This is a genomic window from Gemmatimonadota bacterium, from assembly GCA_026387915.1.
In the GTDB taxonomy this organism is placed as follows: Bacteria; Gemmatimonadota; Gemmatimonadetes; order Gemmatimonadales; family Gemmatimonadaceae; genus Fen-1231.
In genome coordinates this window covers 181,471-200,324 of record JAPLKS010000005.1, presented here as the reverse complement: position 1 = coordinate 200,324, position 18,854 = coordinate 181,471, and the positions used below count along the sequence as shown (strand labels likewise).

Annotated in this window: 14 protein-coding genes and 4 tRNA genes; all 18 read left to right on the top strand. The window is 62.2% G+C overall.

The window, feature by feature from the left end:
- Positions 1-6: 6 nt before the first annotated feature.
- On the top strand, positions 7-1,419 hold the full coding sequence (gene cysS, locus NTZ43_01925; protein ID MCX5765968.1) for a cysteine--tRNA ligase: 1,413 nt from the start codon (positions 7-9) through the stop codon (positions 1,417-1,419).
- A 104-nt stretch (positions 1,420-1,523) separates the two neighbouring features.
- Positions 1,524-1,596: transfer RNA gene (locus NTZ43_01920), tRNA-Thr, on the top strand.
- 56 nt (positions 1,597-1,652) lie between these two features.
- Positions 1,653-1,735, top strand: a tRNA-Tyr gene (locus tag NTZ43_01915).
- A 95-nt stretch (positions 1,736-1,830) separates the two neighbouring features.
- Positions 1,831-1,903: transfer RNA gene (locus tag NTZ43_01910), tRNA-Gly, on the top strand.
- A gap of 151 nt (positions 1,904-2,054) precedes the next feature.
- A tRNA-Thr gene (locus NTZ43_01905) sits at positions 2,055-2,127 on the top strand.
- Positions 2,128-2,282: 155 nt separating this feature from the next.
- Positions 2,283-2,435, top strand: a complete 153-nt coding sequence (gene rpmG, locus NTZ43_01900; GenBank protein ID MCX5765967.1) for a 50S ribosomal protein L33 — start codon at positions 2,283-2,285, stop codon at positions 2,433-2,435.
- Positions 2,435-2,668, top strand: a complete 234-nt coding sequence (gene secE / locus NTZ43_01895; GenBank protein MCX5765966.1) for a preprotein translocase subunit SecE — start codon at positions 2,435-2,437, stop codon at positions 2,666-2,668. Before rpmG ends, secE begins: the two co-directional genes overlap by 1 nt.
- Position 2,669: 1 nt before the next feature.
- Positions 2,670-3,212: a transcription termination/antitermination protein NusG gene (nusG, locus tag NTZ43_01890; protein MCX5765965.1), complete on the top strand. Its 543-nt coding sequence runs from the start codon at positions 2,670-2,672 to the stop codon at positions 3,210-3,212.
- Positions 3,213-3,455: 243 nt separating this feature from the next.
- Positions 3,456-3,878 (top strand): 50S ribosomal protein L11, encoded by a 423-nt coding sequence (rplK, locus tag NTZ43_01885; GenBank protein ID MCX5765964.1) that lies wholly within the window; start codon positions 3,456-3,458, stop codon positions 3,876-3,878.
- The gene (rplA, locus tag NTZ43_01880) at positions 3,878-4,567 is read left to right on the top strand and encodes a 50S ribosomal protein L1 (protein MCX5765963.1); all 690 of its coding nucleotides are present in this window, start codon (positions 3,878-3,880) and stop codon (positions 4,565-4,567) included. The genes rplK and rplA overlap by 1 nt, the downstream gene beginning before the upstream one ends.
- A 6-nt stretch (positions 4,568-4,573) precedes the next feature.
- Positions 4,574-5,065 (top strand): 50S ribosomal protein L10, encoded by a 492-nt coding sequence (gene rplJ, locus NTZ43_01875; protein MCX5765962.1) that lies wholly within the window; start codon positions 4,574-4,576, stop codon positions 5,063-5,065.
- 69 nt (positions 5,066-5,134) lie between these two features.
- Positions 5,135-5,524 carry a 50S ribosomal protein L7/L12 gene (gene rplL / locus NTZ43_01870; GenBank protein MCX5765961.1) on the top strand — a complete coding sequence of 130 codons (390 nt, stop codon included), beginning with the start codon at positions 5,135-5,137 and terminating at the stop codon, positions 5,522-5,524.
- Positions 5,525-5,719: 195 nt separating this feature from the next.
- The gene (gene rpoB, locus NTZ43_01865) at positions 5,720-10,297 is read left to right on the top strand and encodes a DNA-directed RNA polymerase subunit beta (protein ID MCX5765960.1); all 4,578 of its coding nucleotides are present in this window, start codon (positions 5,720-5,722) and stop codon (positions 10,295-10,297) included.
- A gap of 3 nt (positions 10,298-10,300) precedes the next feature.
- Complete coding sequence (gene rpoC, locus NTZ43_01860) at positions 10,301-14,626, top strand: DNA-directed RNA polymerase subunit beta' (GenBank protein ID MCX5765959.1); 4,326 nt, start codon at positions 10,301-10,303, stop codon at positions 14,624-14,626.
- A 172-nt stretch (positions 14,627-14,798) separates the two neighbouring features.
- Positions 14,799-16,112, top strand: coding sequence for an MFS transporter (locus NTZ43_01855; protein MCX5765958.1), 1,314 nt, complete (start codon positions 14,799-14,801; stop codon positions 16,110-16,112).
- Between the two features lie 53 nt (positions 16,113-16,165).
- Positions 16,166-17,560 (top strand): 1-acyl-sn-glycerol-3-phosphate acyltransferase, encoded by a 1,395-nt coding sequence (locus NTZ43_01850; GenBank protein MCX5765957.1) that lies wholly within the window; start codon positions 16,166-16,168, stop codon positions 17,558-17,560.
- A gap of 193 nt (positions 17,561-17,753) precedes the next feature.
- Positions 17,754-18,152, top strand: a complete 399-nt coding sequence (gene rpsL, locus NTZ43_01845; protein ID MCX5765956.1) for a 30S ribosomal protein S12 — start codon at positions 17,754-17,756, stop codon at positions 18,150-18,152.
- On the top strand, positions 18,149-18,619 hold the full coding sequence (gene rpsG, locus NTZ43_01840) for a 30S ribosomal protein S7 (protein ID MCX5765955.1): 471 nt from the start codon (positions 18,149-18,151) through the stop codon (positions 18,617-18,619). The genes rpsL and rpsG overlap by 4 nt, the downstream gene beginning before the upstream one ends.
- Positions 18,620-18,854 lie beyond the last annotated feature (235 nt).

The window sequence follows — 18,854 nt, the reverse complement described above, 5'->3', positions numbered from 1 at the left end:
TATGCCGTGCCAGACTTCCGCCTCTACAATACGCTCTCCCGCCAGGTGGAGCTGTTCGCTCCCGCCGACGGTCATACCGTGCGGTTGTATACGTGCGGCCCTACGGTCTACAACCCGGCGCACATCGGTAACTTCCGCACCTTCCTCTTTGAGGATCTGATGCGGCGCGTGCTGCGCCAGCGCGGATGGAACGTCGAGCAGGTGATGAACCTCACCGACGTCGACGACAAAATCATCAAGCGCGCCACCGAGCAGGGCCGCACGATTCGTCAGGTCACCGATCCCGTCGTCGTGACTTTTCACGAGGATCGTGAGTTCCTGCGCATTCAGCGCGCCGAACATTATCCGCGGGCCACGGATTTCATTCCGCAAATGATCGAGCTCGTGCAGCGGCTCGAGCAGAAGGGGATCGCGTACAAGGCGGAAGACGGCACGGTGTACTTCGCGATTGACAAGTTCCCCGGCTACGGACGACTTTCGCGCCTCGACACGCGAGAAATCCGCGCCGGTGCGCGCGTGTCACAGGACGAATACGCCAAGGAAAACGCACAGGACTTTGCGCTCTGGAAAGCGGCGAAGCCCGAGGACGAAGCGTGCGACGCCGCGTGGGAATCGCCGTGGGGACGCGGGCGTCCCGGCTGGCATCTCGAATGCTCGGCGATGGCCATGGCCATTCTGGGCGAGACGATTGACCTGCATTGCGGTGCGGTGGATTTGCAGTTCCCGCATCACGAAGACGAAATCGCGCAGAGCGAAGCCGCCACCGGAAAGACGTTCAGCCGTTTCTGGTCACACGGCGAATTCCTGAACATTGACGGCGCCAAGATGGCCAAGCGCGTTGGCAATGTGACGACGGTCGCGGACCTCAAGGCGAATGGTGTAAGTGCGGCGGCGGTGCGGCACTTTATGTTCTCGACGCACTATCGCAAGCAGCTGAATCTCTCGGGCGAGGCGCTGGAAGGATCGATTGAAGCGGTGCGTCGCGTGGGCGATTTCGTGGAGCGCTTGCAGCGTGAGTCGGCCGGAACGACCGCGCTTGCGGAAGCGGCGGAAACGCTGCTCGTCGAGGCGACGACGGCCTTTGCTGATGACCTCAACGCGCCGCGCGGCATGGCCGCGCTGTTTGAGTTCATCACGGCGGCGAATCGCGAGTTTGATAGCGGTGGTGAGAGCGTCGAGGCGCTGGGGCGGGCCCGCGAGGCATTCCGTCAGGTCAACGCCGTGTTCGACATCGTGCCAGACCGGGTCGTGGACGACGCCGAACTCGTGTCGTGGGTAGAGTCGTTGTTGCGCGACCGGGTGGCCGCCCGCCAGCGGCGGGATTTTGCTGAGGCCGATCGCATCCGCAAGATGTTGGAAGACAAGGGGATAGCGATTGAAGACGGTACGGCCGGGACGCGCTGGAAGAAGGTTCGCTGAGGGGCGAGAACGGCCTGCCGGCGAGTCCTAACGCTGTGCGCCTCAACGGCTTGACTAGAGGCAGCCAGCAAGGTATTCTAAGAGTCTCGCGCAAATGGCCTGCCGCTGACGTAGCTCAATTGGCAGAGCACCTGATTTGTAATCAGGCGGTTGCGAGTTCGATTCTCGCCGTCAGCTCTGCTGTCGATGTAAGTCGGACTTGGGCCATAGGCGTGGCAGAACGGTCACGCTGCGGTGGGGTACCTAAGTGGCCAACGGGAGCAGACTGTAAATCTGCCGGCGCAAGCCTTCGAAGGTTCGAATCCTTCCCCCACCATTGATATGTGTGGTTGGTGCGGTGAAGGTCGGCGCGCCAGCAGTGAAGTGTAAGTGAAGTGTAAGTGAAGTGTACGGCAGGTACGATTGAGGTTTGCGGGAGTAGCTCAGCTGGTAGAGCGCAAGCCTTCCAAGCTTGATGTCGCGGGTTCGAGCCCCGTCTCCCGCTCTGCAGTGCGTAGGTCGTTGCAGCACGGACTGACGAGGGGGCCGACGACGCGATGGGCGGCTAAGGTCGGCTGAACAAGCTGAACAAGCGGGACAAGCGGGACAAGCGGGACAGCGGGGCGTTGCTGCGGGATGTGGAAGGCAGTCGCGTTGCACGCATAGCTCAGTCGGTAGAGCACATCCTTGGTAAGGATGAGGTCATCGGTTCGATCCCGATTGCGTGCTCTCGCAGGACGGCAGGTGACAGCGTTGGTGCACGTGTTTGTGAGGGTGTTGTTGCAGGTGTTGTTGCAGGTGTTGTTCATGGCGCGAATGTGCCACGGGGACGGTCAACCGTGAACCGTCAATACACGAAGGCGCAACCAAAGAGATAACGGGCTATGGCTCGCGAAAAGATTATCCTCGCCTGTGGCGACTGCAAGAACCGCAACTACTTCACGATGAAGAACAAGCGCACCCATCCGGAGCGCGTCGAGTGGAAGAAGTATTGCCCGCGGTGCAACAAGCACGTCGTGCATAAGGAAACCAAGTAATGGCCGTACCTGTTGCCGCTCCTCAGCTGAGCCCGGTGCAGCGCGTCGTGACGTTTTATCACGACGTCATGGCCGAAATGCGCAAAGTGACGTGGCCCGACATGCCGCAGGTGCGCCAGTTGTCCATTGGCGTCATTTCGCTGTCGCTGTTGATTGGCGGCGTGATCTGGCTGATGGATCTGTTGCTGCAGAGCGTGCTGGTTCGATGGATCCCAGCGCTCTTCGGGGGCTGAGGTGACGCATCGGTGGTACGCGGTCCAGACCACGTCTGGGCACGAGAACAAGGTGAAGACGCTGCTCCTGCGCAAGATCGAAGCTGATCTCACGCCTGCGGAACATCGTCTTGTGCGGCAGGCGTTGGTCCCGACAGAGCAGGTGGTCGAGATCAAGAATGGCAAGAAGGTGACGGTCGAGCGGAAGGTGTATCCGGGCTACGTGCTCGTCGAAATGGTCGTGAACCAGGAGACGTTGCACCAGGTGAACGGGATCCAGGGTGTGATCAAGTTCATCGGCAAGGATCGCGAGCCGCAGGCGTTGCGCACGGATGAAGTGAACCGCCTCCTCGGCATTGCCGACGAAGCCGTGGAAGAAGTACCAAAGGAAGAGATTCCGTTCCTCGTGGGTCAGGCCGTGGCGATCACGGAAGGACCGTTCACGGATTTCAATGGAACGGTTGAAGAAGTGATGCCGGACAAGGGGAAGGTTCGCGTGTCGGTGTCGTTGTTCGGCCGGCCGACGTCGGTGGAGCTCGATTACCTGCAGTTGAAGGCGCACTAACTTCGTATTGTTCGGTCGTTTTCGGTGAACGATGTACCGATAACGGTCTACGTAAACAGCAGTAGCAGTCGCAGTTCAATAGAAGAGATCGTGCCCTTGCGCGGGGCAGCTGCAACACAGCGAGAAGCGCACCGTCGGCTACCACAACGACGTTAAACACACCGTGGCAGTCAGCGGCACCACTCTCCGATCGCGGTTCTCGCGCATCGGCCGTGGTCCGCTTCACGTGTCTAGGGGAGTCCCATGGCAAAGAAGGTCGCTGGTTTCGTCAAACTGCAGATTCCTGCAGGTAAGGCGAACCCGGCCCCGCCGGTCGGTACCGCGCTCGGCCCGCAGGGAATCAACATCATGGCGTTCTGCAAAGAGTTTAACGCTCGGACGCAGGGCCAGGATACGATTCTCCCGGTCGAGATCACGATTTATACCGACAAGTCTTTCACCTTCATTCTGAAGACGCCGCCTGCGGCGATCCTCATCAAGAAGGCGATTGGACTGGAGAAGGGGTCAGGTCAGCCCAACCGTAACAAGGTCGGCAAGATCACCAAGGCGCAGATCAAGGTGATTGCCGAGCTCAAGATGCCCGATCTGAACACGGAGTCGGTCGAGTCCGCTATGGCGATGATCGCCGGCGCGGCGCGTTCGATGGGCGTGGAGGTCATCGGCTGATGCGTACTCACGGAAAGAAGTTCCTCAAGGCGGCGGAGTCGCGTCAGCTGGAGTCGCAGTACCAGCCGAAGACGGCGCTCGAGCTCGTCAAGAAGGCGGCGTTTGCAAAGTTCGACGAGACCGTCGACGTTGCGATTCGCCTCGGCGTGGATCCGCGTCACGCGGACCAGGTCGTCCGCGGCACGGTGGTGCTGCCGGCCGGTACGGGTAAGACGGTGCGCGTCCTCGTCATCGCCGTTGGCGACAAGGCGAAGGAAGCGGAGGCGGCCGGTGCCGATTTTGTCGGCTCCGAGTACATCGCCAAGATCAAGGAAGGCTGGCTCGACTTTGACATCATGATCGCGACCCCGGACCAGATGGGGCAGATCGGCGCACTCGGTCGCGTGCTCGGTCCCCGCGGTTTGATGCCGAACCCGAAGGCCGGTACGGTGACGTTCAACGTTGGCCAGGCGGTGAAGGAGACCAAGGCCGGCAAGATCGAATTCCGTGTCGACAAGGGTGGCAATGTGCACGCTGCGATTGGCAAGGTTTCGTTCGAACTCGAGTCGCTCGAGTCGAACTTTCAGGCCCTCATGGACACGATCATTCGCTCCAAGCCGGCAGCGGCAAAGGGCGTGTACGTGAAGACGGTCGCCGTGAGCAGCACGATGGGCCCGGGCGTGCGGGTCGACACCACCCCCTACCGGTAACCCGCGATGAAGCGCACCGAAAAGGAACAGCTCGTCATTGAGCTCAAAGAAAAAATGAAGGGCGCCTCGGCGCTCTATTACACCGACTTCACGGGGCTGAACGTGAAGCGGATGACCGAACTCCGCCGCCGGTTCCGTAAGGCCGGCGTGGAGTACGTGGTCATCAAGAACACTCTCGCGCTGAAGGCCGTGAACGAAAGCGGCTTGGCGGGCGTGCGACTGAAGGGACCCACGGGTGTTGTCGTCGCGAAGGATGCGGTGGCCGCAGCCAAGCTCCTCACCGACTTCGCGAAAGAGAACGACGCGCGTCCGACGGTGAAGGGTGGGCTCTACGAAGGTGCGGTGGTGGATGCGGCGTTGGTGAAGAAGCTCGCCGCCCTCCCGACCCGCGACGAGGCACTTGGGCAGCTCTTGGGCTGCTTCAACAGCGTCCTCGCCATGTTCGCCCTCGCGCTCGAAGCGAGAAAGACCCAGCTCGAAGAAGCTTCCGCCAACTGATTCCCCAGGCGTCTGCCTGACACACAAACGCCCCAGGAATGCCTGGGGGATTCCACGGAGATTGCAACAATGGCTAACGCGACCATCGGCAAGGACGAGATTCTCGAGGCGATCGGCACTATGTCGGTCATCGATCTCGCCGAGCTCATCGACGCTTTCAAGACGAAGTTCAATGTGACCATCTCGGCCGTCGCTGCGGCGCCGGGCGGTGCAGGTGCGGCTGGCGGTGCGGCTGCCGTCGAAGAGCAGACCGAGTTCTCGGTCATCCTCAAGGAAGCCGGCGCCAAGAAGATTCAGGTCATCAAGGTTGTCCGCGAACTCACCGGTCTTGGCCTGAAGGAAGCCAAGGACATGGTGGACGGTGCACCGCAGGTGGTGCGTCCGAGCGCGACGAAGGACGAAGCCGCGGCAATGAAGGCGAAGCTGGAAGAGCAGGGCGCCGTCGTCGAGATCAAGTAAGGGCAAGTGGTTCGTGCCGGGGCCGGGATTCGATCCCGGCCCCCGGTACGCTCCCCTTCTCTCACTTGGTCTCCGACATGACGGCATTCGTTCCTCGCAACAACTGAAGTTCCTTGCGCTCCACTCCGCGCCGCGATTTCCCGCGGCGACGGGGCGGGGCGGTTTTCGCCTGTCACAGGGTGAACCCGGGTTGATATGATCAAACAGATTTCCTTCGGAAAGCTCGAGCACGGCATGGAAATGCCCCACTTGCTCGACATCCAGACACGCGCGTTCGAGTCGTTGCTCCAGCTCGACGCCGCCGCGCACGATCGCGAAGACGTCGGCCTCGAACGGGTCTTTAAAGACCTGTTCCCGATCACCGACGTCCATGAGAATTTCTCACTCGACTTCAAGCGCTATACGCTTGGCGAGCCGAAGTACTCTGTTGAAGAGTGCATCGAGCGCGACATGACGTACTCCGCGCCGCTCAAGGCCACGCTCGCCCTCACGGTGTTTGAGGAAAATGCGGCCGACGGCAAGAAGCGCGTCAAGAATCAGATCGAGAAGGAAGTCTATCTCGGGGAACTCCCCCTCCTCACGGGCCTCGGCACGTTCGTCATCAACGGCGCCGAACGCGTGATCGTGAGTCAGCTGCACCGCTCGCCGGGTGTGGTGTTCGAAGAGTCGACGCACCCGAACGGGCAGCGCCTGATCTCGTCGCGCATTATCCCGTTCCGCGGCTCGTGGGTTGAGTTTACCGTCGACATCCACGACATCATCTACGTCCACATCGACAAGAAGAAGAAGTTCCCGGCCACCGCGCTCCTCCGCGCGTTCGGCTTCGGGAACAACGCGGACATCCTCCGCCTCTTCTTCGCCGTGCGCGACCTCGACCTCACGCGCAAGCGTGAAGGGCGCGCCGAAAACCGCGAAGTCCTGGGCGCGATCGTCGCCGAGGACATCGAGTTGCCGGGCGAAGCCACAGCCGACGACGCCCCCAAGGCCAAGACCAAGAAGGCCCGCGCCGAGCGCGAGCGTTCCGAGAACGCACTGCTCGTGCGTCAGGGCGACGAACTCACGGAAGAGGTGTTCAACCGCCTCCGCCGCCAGAAGGTCGACACCGTAAAGGTGTTCGCCAGCTACACGACCGTCGACGTACGCGACGAGCTCGACGCGATCGAACGCGGCGACCGTCCCACCCCGCGCATCATCGCGGTGGACGAAGTGGACCCGGAAACGGGTGAAGTCGTCGCCGAAGCCGGTCAGGCGCTCAAGGAAACGCTGGCCAAGCGCCTGCGGAAGCACGGGATCATCAAGGCCCGCTGCTTTGTCGTGAGTGGCCGCGCCGAAAGCACGCTCATCAAGAACACGCTCGCCAAGGATCCGACGCGCGCTGAAGACGAAGCGCTCAAGCAGATCTATTCGCTGCTGCGTCCGGGCGATGCGCCCAACAAGGAAACGGCCAAGCAGGCCCTTGAGCGGCTGTTCTTCAGCCCCAAGCGCTACGACCTCGGTCGTGTCGGCCGCTACAAAATCAATCAGCGGCTCGGCCTCAACACGCCGGCCAATCAGACCGTGCTCACGAAGGAAGATTTCGTTGCCATCATCCGTTACCTCGTGGAACTCCACGAAGGCCGCGGCCATGTGGACGACATCGATCACTTGGGCAACCGTCGTATCCGCTCAGTGGGCGAACTCATCGCCAACCAGTTCTCCGTGGGCCTGTCGCGTATGGCGCGCTTGGTCAAGGAGCGCATGAGCATCAATCAGGACAGCGAGAAGATTGCCCTCGACGACCTCGTCAACGCCCGTACGGTGTCGGCGGTCATTCAGGCGTTCTTCGGATCGTCACAGCTGTCGCAGTTCATGGACCAGACCAATCCGCTCGCCGAGTTGACGCACAAGCGTCGTCTGTCGGCGCTTGGACCGGGCGGCCTGACGCGCGAGCGCGCCGGCTTTGAAGTCCGTGACGTGCACTATTCGCAGTACGGCCGCATGTGCCCCATCGAAACGCCGGAAGGTCCGAACATCGGACTCATCACGTCGCTGGCGTGCTTCGCGCGCGTCAACGACCTCGGCTTCATTGAGACGCCGTACCGCATCGTCAAGAACGGCAAGGTGACCAACGAACTCGCGTGGCTCGACGCCAATCGTGAAGAGGAAGCGACGATCGCGCAGGCGTCGGCGCTGCTGAATCCCGACCACACGTTCCTCGAGTCGCTGGTGCTCTGCCGTCAGCAGGGCGACTTCCCGCTCGTGACGCCGAGCCGTATCGATTACATGGACGTCGCGCCCGAGCAGCTCGTCTCGATCGCCGCGGCGCTCATTCCGTTCCTCGAGCACGACGACGCCAACCGCGCGTTGATGGGCTCGAACATGCAACGTCAGGCGGTGCCGCTCCTCAATCCGCAGACGCCGGTGGTCGGCACGGGGCTCGAAGAGACCGTGGCTCGCCATTCCGGCGCGACGGTAATCGCGCGTCGCGCGGGCATCGTCACCCGCGTCACGGCCGACGAGATTCTCGTTGATGCCGGCGCCGTGGAGAAGGGCAAGAAGGGCGCGGACGCCCCGCTCGCTCGCCTTACGCAGCTCGACCGATATCACGTCAAGAAGTACGTGCGTACCAACCAGGACACCGCCATCAACCAGCGGCCGATCGTCAAGCTCGGTCAGAAAGTGAAGGCCGGCGAAGTCCTCGCCGACGGCGCCGCGACCGAGCACGGCCAGTTGGCCCTCGGCTCCAACGTGCTCGTCGCGTTCATGAGCTGGTACGGCCACAACTTCGAAGACGCCATCATTTTGAGCGAGCGCCTGGTGAAGGACGACGTCTATTCGTCGATCCACATTCAGGAACTCGAACTCCACGTCCGCGACACCAAGCGCGGTCAGGAAGAAATCACGCGCGAAATTCCGAACGTGTCGGAAGAGTCGCTGGTGGATCTGGACGAGCGCGGCATTGTGCGTATTGGCGCGCATGTGCGCCCGGGCGACATCCTCGTCGGCAAGATCACGCCGAAGGGCGAGACGGAACTGTCGCCGGAAGAAAAACTCCTCACGGCCATCTTCGGCGAAAAGGCCAAGGACGTGAAGGATTCGTCGCTCAAGGTGCCGCCGGGTATGGAAGGCGTCGTCATCGACTGCAAGATCTTCTCGCGTATTGAAGACCAGGTGGTCGAAAAGGATCGCGGCGAGCGCATTGGTGACGTGCGCCGGCTCGAGGGCGAGGAGAAGGTGCGCGTGAACGACGTGCGCGATGCCGAACTCAAGGTGATGCTCGAAGGACAGACGGTCGCGTTGGCGCTCAAGTCGGGCACGGTCGAAGAGGCCATTCCGGCGGGCACAAAGCTGACCACCGAAGTGCTCGACGGCATCCGTCTCGCGACGCTCGACCTCAAGACGTTCCGCGTTGAGAGCAAGAAGGTCAACGACGACATCCGCGAGATCATCGAGGCCGCCAATCACGTCAAGGCGAAGCTCGAAGAGAAGGCGGAAGAGCGCATTGACCGTATTCTCCAGCCCGACGAATTGCCGCCGGGCGTGATTCAGCTCGTGAAGGTCTACCTCGCCGAGAAGCGTAAGATCTCGGTGGGCGACAAGATGGCCGGCCGTCACGGCAACAAGGGCATCGTGGCGCGCATCGTGCCGGAAGAAGACATGCCGTTCCTCCCGGATGGACGTCCGGTGGACATCGTCCTCAATCCGCTCGGCGTGCCGTCCCGAATGAACGTCGGGCAGATCCTCGAAACCCACCTCGGGTGGGCCGCGAAGATCCTCGGCTTCTACGCCAAGACGCCGGTATTCAGCGGCGCGAACGAAAAAGAAATCGGGTTGCTCATGCGTCTCGCGTCACTGCGCTGGTCGCACGACGCGCTCGACCTGCGCACGCCGGTGCTCGACATCAACGATACGGAAATCCTCGGCTTCCTCACGGAACTTCGCCCGCCGGTGGGCGAGGAGAAGGTCGAGTTGCTGCGTGATGCGAACCTGAACGAACTCAATGCGCGTGGGATGTCGGCGGAAGCGAAGGATGTGTTCCATCGCGTGCGCGACTACATCACGAATGCGGCGAAGGATCTGGCCGAGCAGGAACTGACGAACCTCAAGCACGCCATCGCGTTCCACGGGTCGGTGGCGGAGGACGAGACGGCGTCGGCGACGCAGAAGGCCGATGCCAAGAAGGCGCTCAAGGAACTCGAGAAGCGCGCGGCGCTGTCGCCCGCGGAGCTGCTCGTGTCCAACGGGCTACCGGCGATGGCCGGCATGCTCGGTCCGAAGGGCGAGAGCGATGCCAATGCGGCGTCGTTGGAAATGATTACCGCCGCCGGCCTGACGCCGGCCGGTAAGATTCGCCTGCGCGACGGTCGCACCGGCGAAGGGTTCTCGTCGGCGGTCACGGTCGGCACCGTGTACATGCTCAAGCTGAGCCACTTGGTCGACGACAAGATTCACGCCCGGTCCATTGGACCGTATTCGCTCGTCACGCAGCAGCCGCTCGCCGGCAAGGCGCAGTTCGGCGGCCAGCGTTTCGGCGAAATGGAAGTGTGGGCGCTCGAGGCGTACGGCGCCGCGCACACGCTGCAGGAAATCCTCACGGTGAAGTCGGACGACGTGAACGGCCGGTCGCGCGTGTACGAAGCGATCGTGAAGGGGCAGAACATGCCCGAGCCGGGTACGCCGGAGTCGTTCAACGTGTTGGTGAAGGAACTGCAGGCCCTCGGGATCCACGTCACCATGGATGCCAATGCAGAGGGTGGTTACAGTGGGTTGCCCTTTAGCGCTGGTGAGGAATAACCGATGATCGATTTCCGCAACGCGCGCGATACGCGCGCTTCCGCGTTCGACTATATCCAGATCCGCATCGCCTCCCCCGAGGAGATTCGCGGACCCAAGGACTCCAAGGAACGGGAACGGCTCGAAATGGCCGGGCTCCGCTCGTGGTGGTCGTGGGGCGAAGTCACCAAGCCAGAAACGATCAACTATCGGTCGTTCAAGCCTGAAAAGGACGGCTTGTTCTGCGAGCGCATCTTTGGTCCGGTCAAGGACTGGGAATGCCATTGCGGTAAGTACAAGCGCATCCGCTATCGCGGCGTCATTTGCGATCGCTGCGGCGTTGAAGTCACGCTGAGCAAGGTGCGTCGCGACCGCATGGGCCACATTGAGTTGGCCGTGCCGGTGGCGCACATCTGGTTCTTCAAGACGTTGCCGAGCCCGATGGGCAACCTGCTCGATCTCACGCTCCGTGATCTCGAAAAGGTCGTCTACTATTCGAACTACGTCGTCATCGAGCCCGGCGAGCAGGAAGTGCGCACGAACGAGCTCCTCGACGAAGAGCAGTACCTGAATTTGCGCATGAAGGCGAAGGAAGAGGGCGACACCGCCTTCTTCGCCGACATCGGCGCGCCGGCCGTGCGCGATCTGTTGCGCCGCCTCGACGTCGACAAGGTGGCCGAAGAGCTCCGCACGCAGGTGGTGACGGAGACGTCGCAGCATAAGAAGAAGCAGATGCTCAAGCGCCTCAAAATCGTGGACGCCTTCCGCAACTCGGGCGACAACGGTGGCGTGCGCAACAAGCCGGAATGGATGATCCTCGACGTGATTCCGGTAATCCCGCCGGATCTCCGTCCGCTGGTGCCGCTCGACGGCGGTCGTTTTGCGACCTCGGATCTCAACGATCTGTACCGTCGCGTGATCAACCGTAACAACCGCCTCCAGAAGCTCATCGTGCATCGCGCGCCGGAAGTCATTCTCCGGAACGAGAAGCGCATGCTGCAGGAAGCGGTGGACGCGCTGTTCGACAACGGCCGTCGCTCCAAGGCCATTCGTGGCCGTGGCAAGCGCCCGCTCAAGTCGCTCAGCGACATGCTCAAGGGCAAGCAGGGCCGGTTCCGTCAGAACCTGCTCGGCAAGCGCGTGGACTACTCGGGCCGTTCGGTCATCGTCGTGGGTCCCGAGCTGAAGCTGCACCAGTGCGGTTTGCCGAAGGCAATGGCGCTGGAACTCTTCAAGCCGTTCATCATTCACAAGCTCGTCGAGAAGGGCATCGCCGAGACCGTCAAGCGCGCCAAGAAGATTGTGGAGCGCGAGTCGGCCGAGGTGTACGAAATCCTCGAAGAGATCATTCGCGATCACCCGGTGTTGCTCAACCGCGCCCCGACGCTTCACCGCCTCGGTATTCAGGCGTTTGAGCCGGTGCTCGTCGAAGGCAAGGCCATTCGTATTCACCCGCTCGTCTGCGCGGCGTTCAACGCCGACTTCGACGGTGACCAGATGGCCGTGCACGTGCCGCTGTCGCCGGAAGCGCAGCTCGAAGCGCGTGTGCTGATGCTGTCGTCGAACAACATTCTGAAGCCGGCCGACGGACGCCCGGTAGCTGAGCCCAGCCAGGACATCGTGTTGGGTTGCTACTTCGCCACCAAGGCCCCGCCGGGCTATGAGGAACTGCTCAAGGACGCCAAGCAGCAGAAGGCGTTGCGGGCGTTCTCGACGGCGACCGAAGTCGAAATGGCGATGGCCCTCGGCCATCTCACCACGCACTCGGCGCTCAAGTACCTCGTGGAGCAAGACGGTAAGGTGTCGTGGGTCATCACGACGGCCGGTCGCGTCATGTTCAACGAAATCGTGCCGACGCAGTTGCCGTATCAGAACCGCGACATGAAAAAGAAGGCGCTGTCCGAAATCGTGTTCGAGTCGTATCGGCACGCCGGGCTCGCCACGACGGTTGAACTGCTCGACAAGCTCAAGGATTTCGGCTTCCGCAACGCCACGCGCGGCGGTGTGTCGATCGGTATTGAGGATTTGGAAATCCCGGCCGAGAAGGAGGGCTTGCTCGAAGAGGCCACGACGCGCGTTGAGCGCTTCACCAAGGCCTACCAGACCGGCAACATCACGAACGGCGAACGCTACAATAAGGTCATCGACACCTGGACGCACGCGAACAACGACATCGCCGAGGCGATGGTCAAGCGCATGCGCGAATCGCAGAACGGGTTCAACCCGGTGTTCATGATGTTCGATTCCGGCTCGCGTGGTTCACGCGACCAGATCCGTCAGCTCGCTGGTATGCGCGGCCTGATGGCGAAGCCGCAGAAGAAGCTCACCGGCGGCATCGGCGAAATCATCGAAAATCCGATCAAGTCGAACTTCCGCGAAGGGCTGTCCGTGCTCGAGTACTTCTCGTCCACGCACGGCGCTCGTAAGGGTCTCGCGGATACGGCGCTCAAGACGGCCGACGCCGGCTATCTCACGCGTCGCCTCTGCGACGTCGCACAGGACGTGACGATCTCCGAGGAAGATTGCGGAACGGTGATGGGACTCGAAGTGGCCGCGCTGAAGGAAGGCGAGGACATCATCGAAGCTCTGTCCGAGCGCATTGTCGGCAACGTGGCTGCCGAGGACGTCGAAGATCCGCAGCTGCTCGACGAGTCGGGCCGCCGCGCGCTGCTCGTCGAGTCGGGTCAGATGATCAGTGAAGAAACCGCGAAGGCCATCGAAGAGTCGGGCATCGAATCCATCAAGATTCGCTCGGTGCTCACCTGCGAAGCCAAGCGCGGACTCTGCCGCATGTGCTACGGCCGTAACTTGGCCACGATGGATATGGTCGATATCGGCGAAGCGGTCGGTATTATTGCCGCGCAGTCGATCGGCGAGCCGGGCACGCAGCTGACGCTGCGTACGTTCCACATCGGTGGTACCGCTGCACGTATTGCCGAGCAGACTGCCCGTAAGTCGAAGGTGGCCGGTGTCATCGAGTACGGTGACCGTTTGATCAGCGTCACCAATGCGGAGAACCAGCAGATTGTGACGTCGTATGAAGGCGAGATCTTCATTCGCGCCACCAAGGACAAGAACGCCGCGATCACGGCGCGCCTGCAGGTGCCGCTCGGCGCCATCCTGCTCGTCAAGGATGCCTCGGAAGTGGCGAAGGAGCAGGTGATCTTCTCGTGGGATCCGTACACCAACCCGATCATCGCGGACGTGGCGGGCGAGATTCGTTTCGTGGACCTCGTCGAAGAAGAGTCGATGTCGGAAGAGCTCGACGAACTGACGGGTCTCCGTCAGCGCGTCGTGATCGAAGACCGCGAAAAGAAGCTGCACCCGCACATCGAGATCTGGAGCACCAAGGGCGGCAAGGAAAAGCGCGTCCGCGACTTCGTGATCCCGGTGGGCGCACAGCTCATCGTCGAGAACGGCGACGAGATCACGGCCGGCACGATCTTGGCCAAGGTCAACCGCGAAGCGTACAAGACCCGCGACATCACCGGCGGTCTGCCGCGTGTGGCGGAACTGTTCGAAGCGCGTCGTCCGAAGGACCCGGCGACGATTTCCGAAGTGGACGGCATCGTTCGCTTCGGCGAGATCAAGCGCGGCAAGCGCGAGATCTTCGTGTCGCAGCTCAAGGCGGATGGATCGGCCGATGAACAGATCGAGCCGCATCTCTACGAAGTGGGCTCGGGCAAGCACTTGCGCGTGCACGAGGGCGATCGCGTGCGCGCCGGTGACCGTCTGTCGGAAGGACCGGTGAACCCGCACGACATTTTGCGCATCAAGGGCCCGCGCGCGGTGCAGGAATACCTGCTCAACGAAGTGCAGGAAGTGTACCGCCTGCAGGGCGTGAAGATCAACGACAAACACATCGGCGTGATTGTGCGCCAGATGTTGCAGAAAGTGCGCGTGATGGAGTCGGGGGACACCGAGTTCCTCGAGGGCGAGAACGTGGACAAGGCCGTCTTCCGCGACGCCAACGACAAGGCGAAGAAGAAGAAGAACAAGCCGTCCACGAGCGAGCCGCTGCTCCTTGGTATCACCAAGGCGTCGCTCACGACGCAGAGCTTCATTTCGGCCGCGAGCTTCCAGGAAACAACCCGGGTGCTCACCGATGCCGCGATCCGTGGCGCCAAGGACAACCTCCTCGGCCTCAAGGAAAACATCATCATCGGCCACCTCATCCCGGCCGGTACGGGTATGTACCGGTACCAGGAAGTGGAGATGGACATCACGCCGCCGCCGTCTGCCGACGCTCCGTTCGGCACCGAGCCGGCAGCGGTAGGGCTGCCGGGTCTCGTCGGCACGCCACTCGCCGAAGCCGCGTCGCCGTTTGCGCCGCTGCCAGGCGAAGAGTAGGACGGCTGGAGGATACGACGCACAACGCCCCGCTCGGTTCGCCGAGCGGGGCGTTTGTGTTTTGGGTGTAAGGAGAACGGGCGAAGCGTGGCGTGCCGTGGCCTCGAGCGGCGGCGACTCGCGCGGCACACACCCTCGCGCCGGAAGCCGCCGCGCACCACATTCCTCCTCTATGACCGACACTCCCCGCGTCATCCGCCGCAGTGCCGTCGTGAGCTGGATTCTCTACGACGTGGCCAATGTGATTTTTACCATGGGCGTGCTCTCGCTCTACTTCCCCGTGTTTGTGCGAGAGCGCGTGGGAGCGGCGCGCGCCGACTCCGTCCTCGGCGCCGTGACCTCCGTAGCGATGGGGTTGATGTTCCTGCTCAGCCCGCTGCTCGGCGCGATGACCGATCGCGCCCGCCGCCGCATGCCGTTCCTGATATGGGCCACGCTGATCTCGTGTGGCGCGACGGCCGTGATGACACGGGGTCCGTTTTGGCTAACGGTGATTCTCTTCGTGATTGCCAACGGCGGGTATCAAGCCGGCGTCCAGTTTTACGATTCAATGCTTCCTGAAGTGAGTACCGAGGAGAACCGCGGGCGTATCAACGGACTCGCGGTGGGGCTCGGATACCTCGGATCGTACATTGCCGTGGCGCTCGGCTTTCTGTTTCCGGGTGACAAGACCAGCGTGTTTCAGGCGATCGCGCTGTTGTTCTTGCTCATTGCGCTCCCCTGTTTCTTTTTGGTTCAAGAGCGCGGGAATCCGAATCCACGTCCCATTTTTCGCCCAAGCGCGATCATCGAGGCCGTTGGAGAGACCTTCACGACGCTGAAGTCTGGCCGGCGGTTTCCCGGGCTGCTGCGCTTCTTGATTGGACGCGCGTTCTATACCGACGCCATCAACACCGTGATTGCCTTCATGACGCTGTACACGGTGAACGTGGCCATCGGCACGGGGCTCAGTGCTGAAGCGGGCGAGGCGCGCGCCAAGCTCGTGCTGACCAGCGCGATCACCACCGCGATTCTCGGCGGCGTCCTGTGGGGCCAGGTGGTGGATCGCATCGGACCAAAAAAGACGCTCAATATCATTCTCTCCTGTTGGCTCGTCACGTTCGCGCTCGCGGCGTGCATAGGACTCTTCCGGCTCCCCATCAGCTGGCTGTACGTGGTAGCCTGCGGCGCAGGGATGTCGCTTGGCGGCACGTGGGCCGCCGACCGCCCCTACATGCTGCGCCTCACGCCGCCGGATCGCGTCGGGGAGTTCTACGGTTTGTATAGCATGGTCGGCCGGTTCTCGGCCGTCACCGGCCCCGCGCTGTGGGGGCTTACGACCTACGTGACGGTAGAGCGGATGGGGATGCCCGTACTCACGGGGCAGGCCTTTGCCATTCTGATTCTGTTGGCGATGGTGGTGGCGGGCGTGGTGATTCTGCGCCCCGTTACCGATGAGCCGCGCGACTGGGCCGCGCTCGCGCACGCCGACGAGGGCGTACGGTAGAGGCTGAAAGCGCCAAGCTCGCGGCCGCCGCATTCTCGGTCGGCATCTTTGCCGTGCTCGGCGCGGTGGCGTGGCGCCGCTTTACGCGGCGCGCGGCGCGCGGTGCGGTGCGCCGTTTCCGGGCGCGCGTGGATCGCTTCAAACTCACGAGTAAGTCGTACATCTCGGAGGCGTTGCTTTCCGACGAAACAATTACCGCGGCCGTGCGCGCCCACGCCACCGAACACCGCATGCCAGAAGCGGCGGTGTGGAAACGCGTGCGTGTGTATGTGGACGAGATCGTCCCCGTGTTCAACCTGCTCGCGTATTACGAGTACGGGATTTCGCTCTCGCGTGCGGTGATCAATCTGTTTTACCGCACCGAGGTACGGCACGCACGGCGCGAATCGTTTGATGCGCTCCCACGCGAGTCGATTGTGATTTATCTGATGAACCACCGATCGAACGCGGACTATGTGTTCGCCGGCTACGCGCTTGCGGGGCAGGTGGCCATCTCGTACGCCGTTGGGGAGTGGGCGCGTGTCTTTCCGCTCGAATACATCTTCAAGAGTTTTGGTTCGTACTTCATTCGCCGCCGGTACCGGGAGCCGCTGTATCACACTGTGCTTGAGCGCTACGTGCAGCTCATCACGCGCAACGGCGTCACGCAGGGAATTTTTCCCGAGGGCGGGCTCACCCGCGACGGCCGACTGCGTCCGGCGAAGATCGGACTCTTCGACTACATCCTTGGCGTGGCGCGCGAGCCCGGGTTTCTCGAGCGGATGTATATCGTGCCGGTGGCAATCAACTACGATCGCGTGCTCGAAGACCGCACGCTGTTGCGCGAGTTACGCGCGCAGGGCGGTGAGCGCACCACGGGCCGGCTCGCGCAGGCGTGGGAGGTGGGGCGTTTTACGGGATGGAATGTGTGGCGTCTCGTGGCGCGGCGCTGGAAGCGGTACGGCACGGCGGCCGTGGTGATCGGCGAGCCCGTGCCGGTGCAACCGTGGGTCGAAGCGTTACATGCGCGCGGCTGTGATTTGTTTTCGCTCGAGCGGCACGAGCGTTTAGCCGAGGTGCAGGTGATGGCCGACGATGTGATGCAGCGTATTGGCGCGATCATTCCGGTGCCGCCGGTCCCGCTGGTATGTGCGGCGTTGCAAACCTTCGAGAACGAGTACATCGGACGGCGCGCACTGCTCGATCGCATTAGCGAACTGCGGACGTCGCTGTTGCACAACGCACACCACGTGCTGGCGCCGGACGAGCCCGTGGACGACACGCTTGATCGGGCGTATGAGTTATTGCGGATGCGTCGCGTGATCGCGCGCACCGGTGAGGGGTATTTGATCTTGCCGAAGGGGAGAGAGTTGGTGAGCTACTATGCCAACTCCGTGGCTCATCTGCTTGGCGAGTTTGAGCGAGCGGTCCGCCTGCGCGACGAGTTGCCGATTGACTCGCTCAACTGAGGGTTCTGGGAGGGTCAGCGATGAGCGGGGGCGGGTTTTGAGGGGGGGTGGCCCCCCCTTGGGGGTGGGCGGCTCCGTTTACTCGGCCAGCCCCGTTGACCCTCACCGCAGAGCCTACTATCTTGAAAGACTGTTTCGTGCCGCCCGCCGGGCGATCCACGTAGAAGCAGATCGACAAACATCGTAGAGTAGAATGCCGACGATTAACCAGCTCGTTCGCCAGAGCCGTCGGGCCGTTGTCGCCAAAGACAAGGCTCCTGCGCTCAAGGCGAACCCCTTCAAGCGGGGCGTGTGCACTCGCGTGTACACCACCACCCCGAAGAAGCCGAACTCCGCGCTCCGTAAGGTTGCGCGTATCCGTTTGACCAACGGATTCGAAGTCACCGCCTACATCCCGGGCGAAGGCCACAACCTGCAGGAGCACTCGATTGTGCTCATTCGCGGCGGCCGTGTAAAGGATTTGCCGGGTGTGCGCTACCATATCGTACGTGGCAAGCTCGACGCCTCTGGCGTCGCGGGCCGCAACAAGAGCCGTTCCAAGTACGGCACCAAAAAGCCGAAGGCTGGCGCCGCCACCGGAGGTAAGAAGTGAGCCGCCGCAAGAAGAGTGTAAAGCGTGTCATTCTCCCCGACGCGCGCTACGACAGCCAGACGGTGTCGAAGTTCATCAACGTCCTGATGTATCAGGGGAAGAAGGCCGTGGGCGAGCGCATTTTCTACGGGGCGATGGATCTCGTGGAAGCGCGCACGCAGCAGCCGGGCGTGAATGTGTTCAAGCAGGCGCTGACGAATCTGAAGCCGGTGGTGGAAGTGAAGAGCCGCCGCGTTGGCGGTGCCACGTACCAGGTGCCAGTCGAAGTGCGTCCCGAGCGCCGTACGGCGCTGGCGATGCGCTGGCTGATCAGCTATTCGCGCGACCGCAACGAAAAGTCGATGGCCGAGAAGTTGGCGGCGGAAGTGATTGCGGCGAGCAAGGGCGAAGGCAACGCCGTCAAGAAAAAGGAAGACACGCACCGCATGGCAGAAGCGAACAAGGCGTTCGCGCACTACCGCTGGTAGTCGGGTTTTCTTCGGGTTTTCTTCGGGTGTCAAAGGGCTGCGGCGATCGTGCCGCAGCCCTTTGAATATTCGAGCGTTGGCCGTTGACTTAAGGGTGTTCGCGAGTATCTTCTTAAGGCTCTGGGCAAACGTGCTTTAGGCCTTGAGTGCACAGCCGGCGTACTGCGTGCCGGCACTTATGGGTTCGCCAACGATTCTGGAACGTGCTTCGGCACGTGAATCGCGCGGAGATTGC

Coding starts and splice junctions, on each gene's coding strand:
- rpmG (MCX5765967.1), top strand. CDS start 2,283: ATGGCTCGCGAAAAGATTATCCTCGCCTGTGGCGACTGCAAGAACCGC.
- secE (MCX5765966.1), top strand. CDS start 2,435: ATGGCCGTACCTGTTGCCGCTCCTCAGCTGAGCCCGGTGCAGCGCGTC.
- rplK (MCX5765964.1), top strand. CDS start 3,456: ATGGCAAAGAAGGTCGCTGGTTTCGTCAAACTGCAGATTCCTGCAGGT.
- rplA (MCX5765963.1), top strand. CDS start 3,878: ATGCGTACTCACGGAAAGAAGTTCCTCAAGGCGGCGGAGTCGCGTCAG.
- rplJ (MCX5765962.1), top strand. CDS start 4,574: ATGAAGCGCACCGAAAAGGAACAGCTCGTCATTGAGCTCAAAGAAAAA.
- rplL (MCX5765961.1), top strand. CDS start 5,135: ATGGCTAACGCGACCATCGGCAAGGACGAGATTCTCGAGGCGATCGGC.
- rpoB (MCX5765960.1), top strand. CDS start 5,720: ATGATCAAACAGATTTCCTTCGGAAAGCTCGAGCACGGCATGGAAATG.
- rpoC (MCX5765959.1), top strand. CDS start 10,301: ATGATCGATTTCCGCAACGCGCGCGATACGCGCGCTTCCGCGTTCGAC.
- NTZ43_01855 (MCX5765958.1), top strand. CDS start 14,799: ATGACCGACACTCCCCGCGTCATCCGCCGCAGTGCCGTCGTGAGCTGG.
- rpsL (MCX5765956.1), top strand. CDS start 17,754: ATGCCGACGATTAACCAGCTCGTTCGCCAGAGCCGTCGGGCCGTTGTC.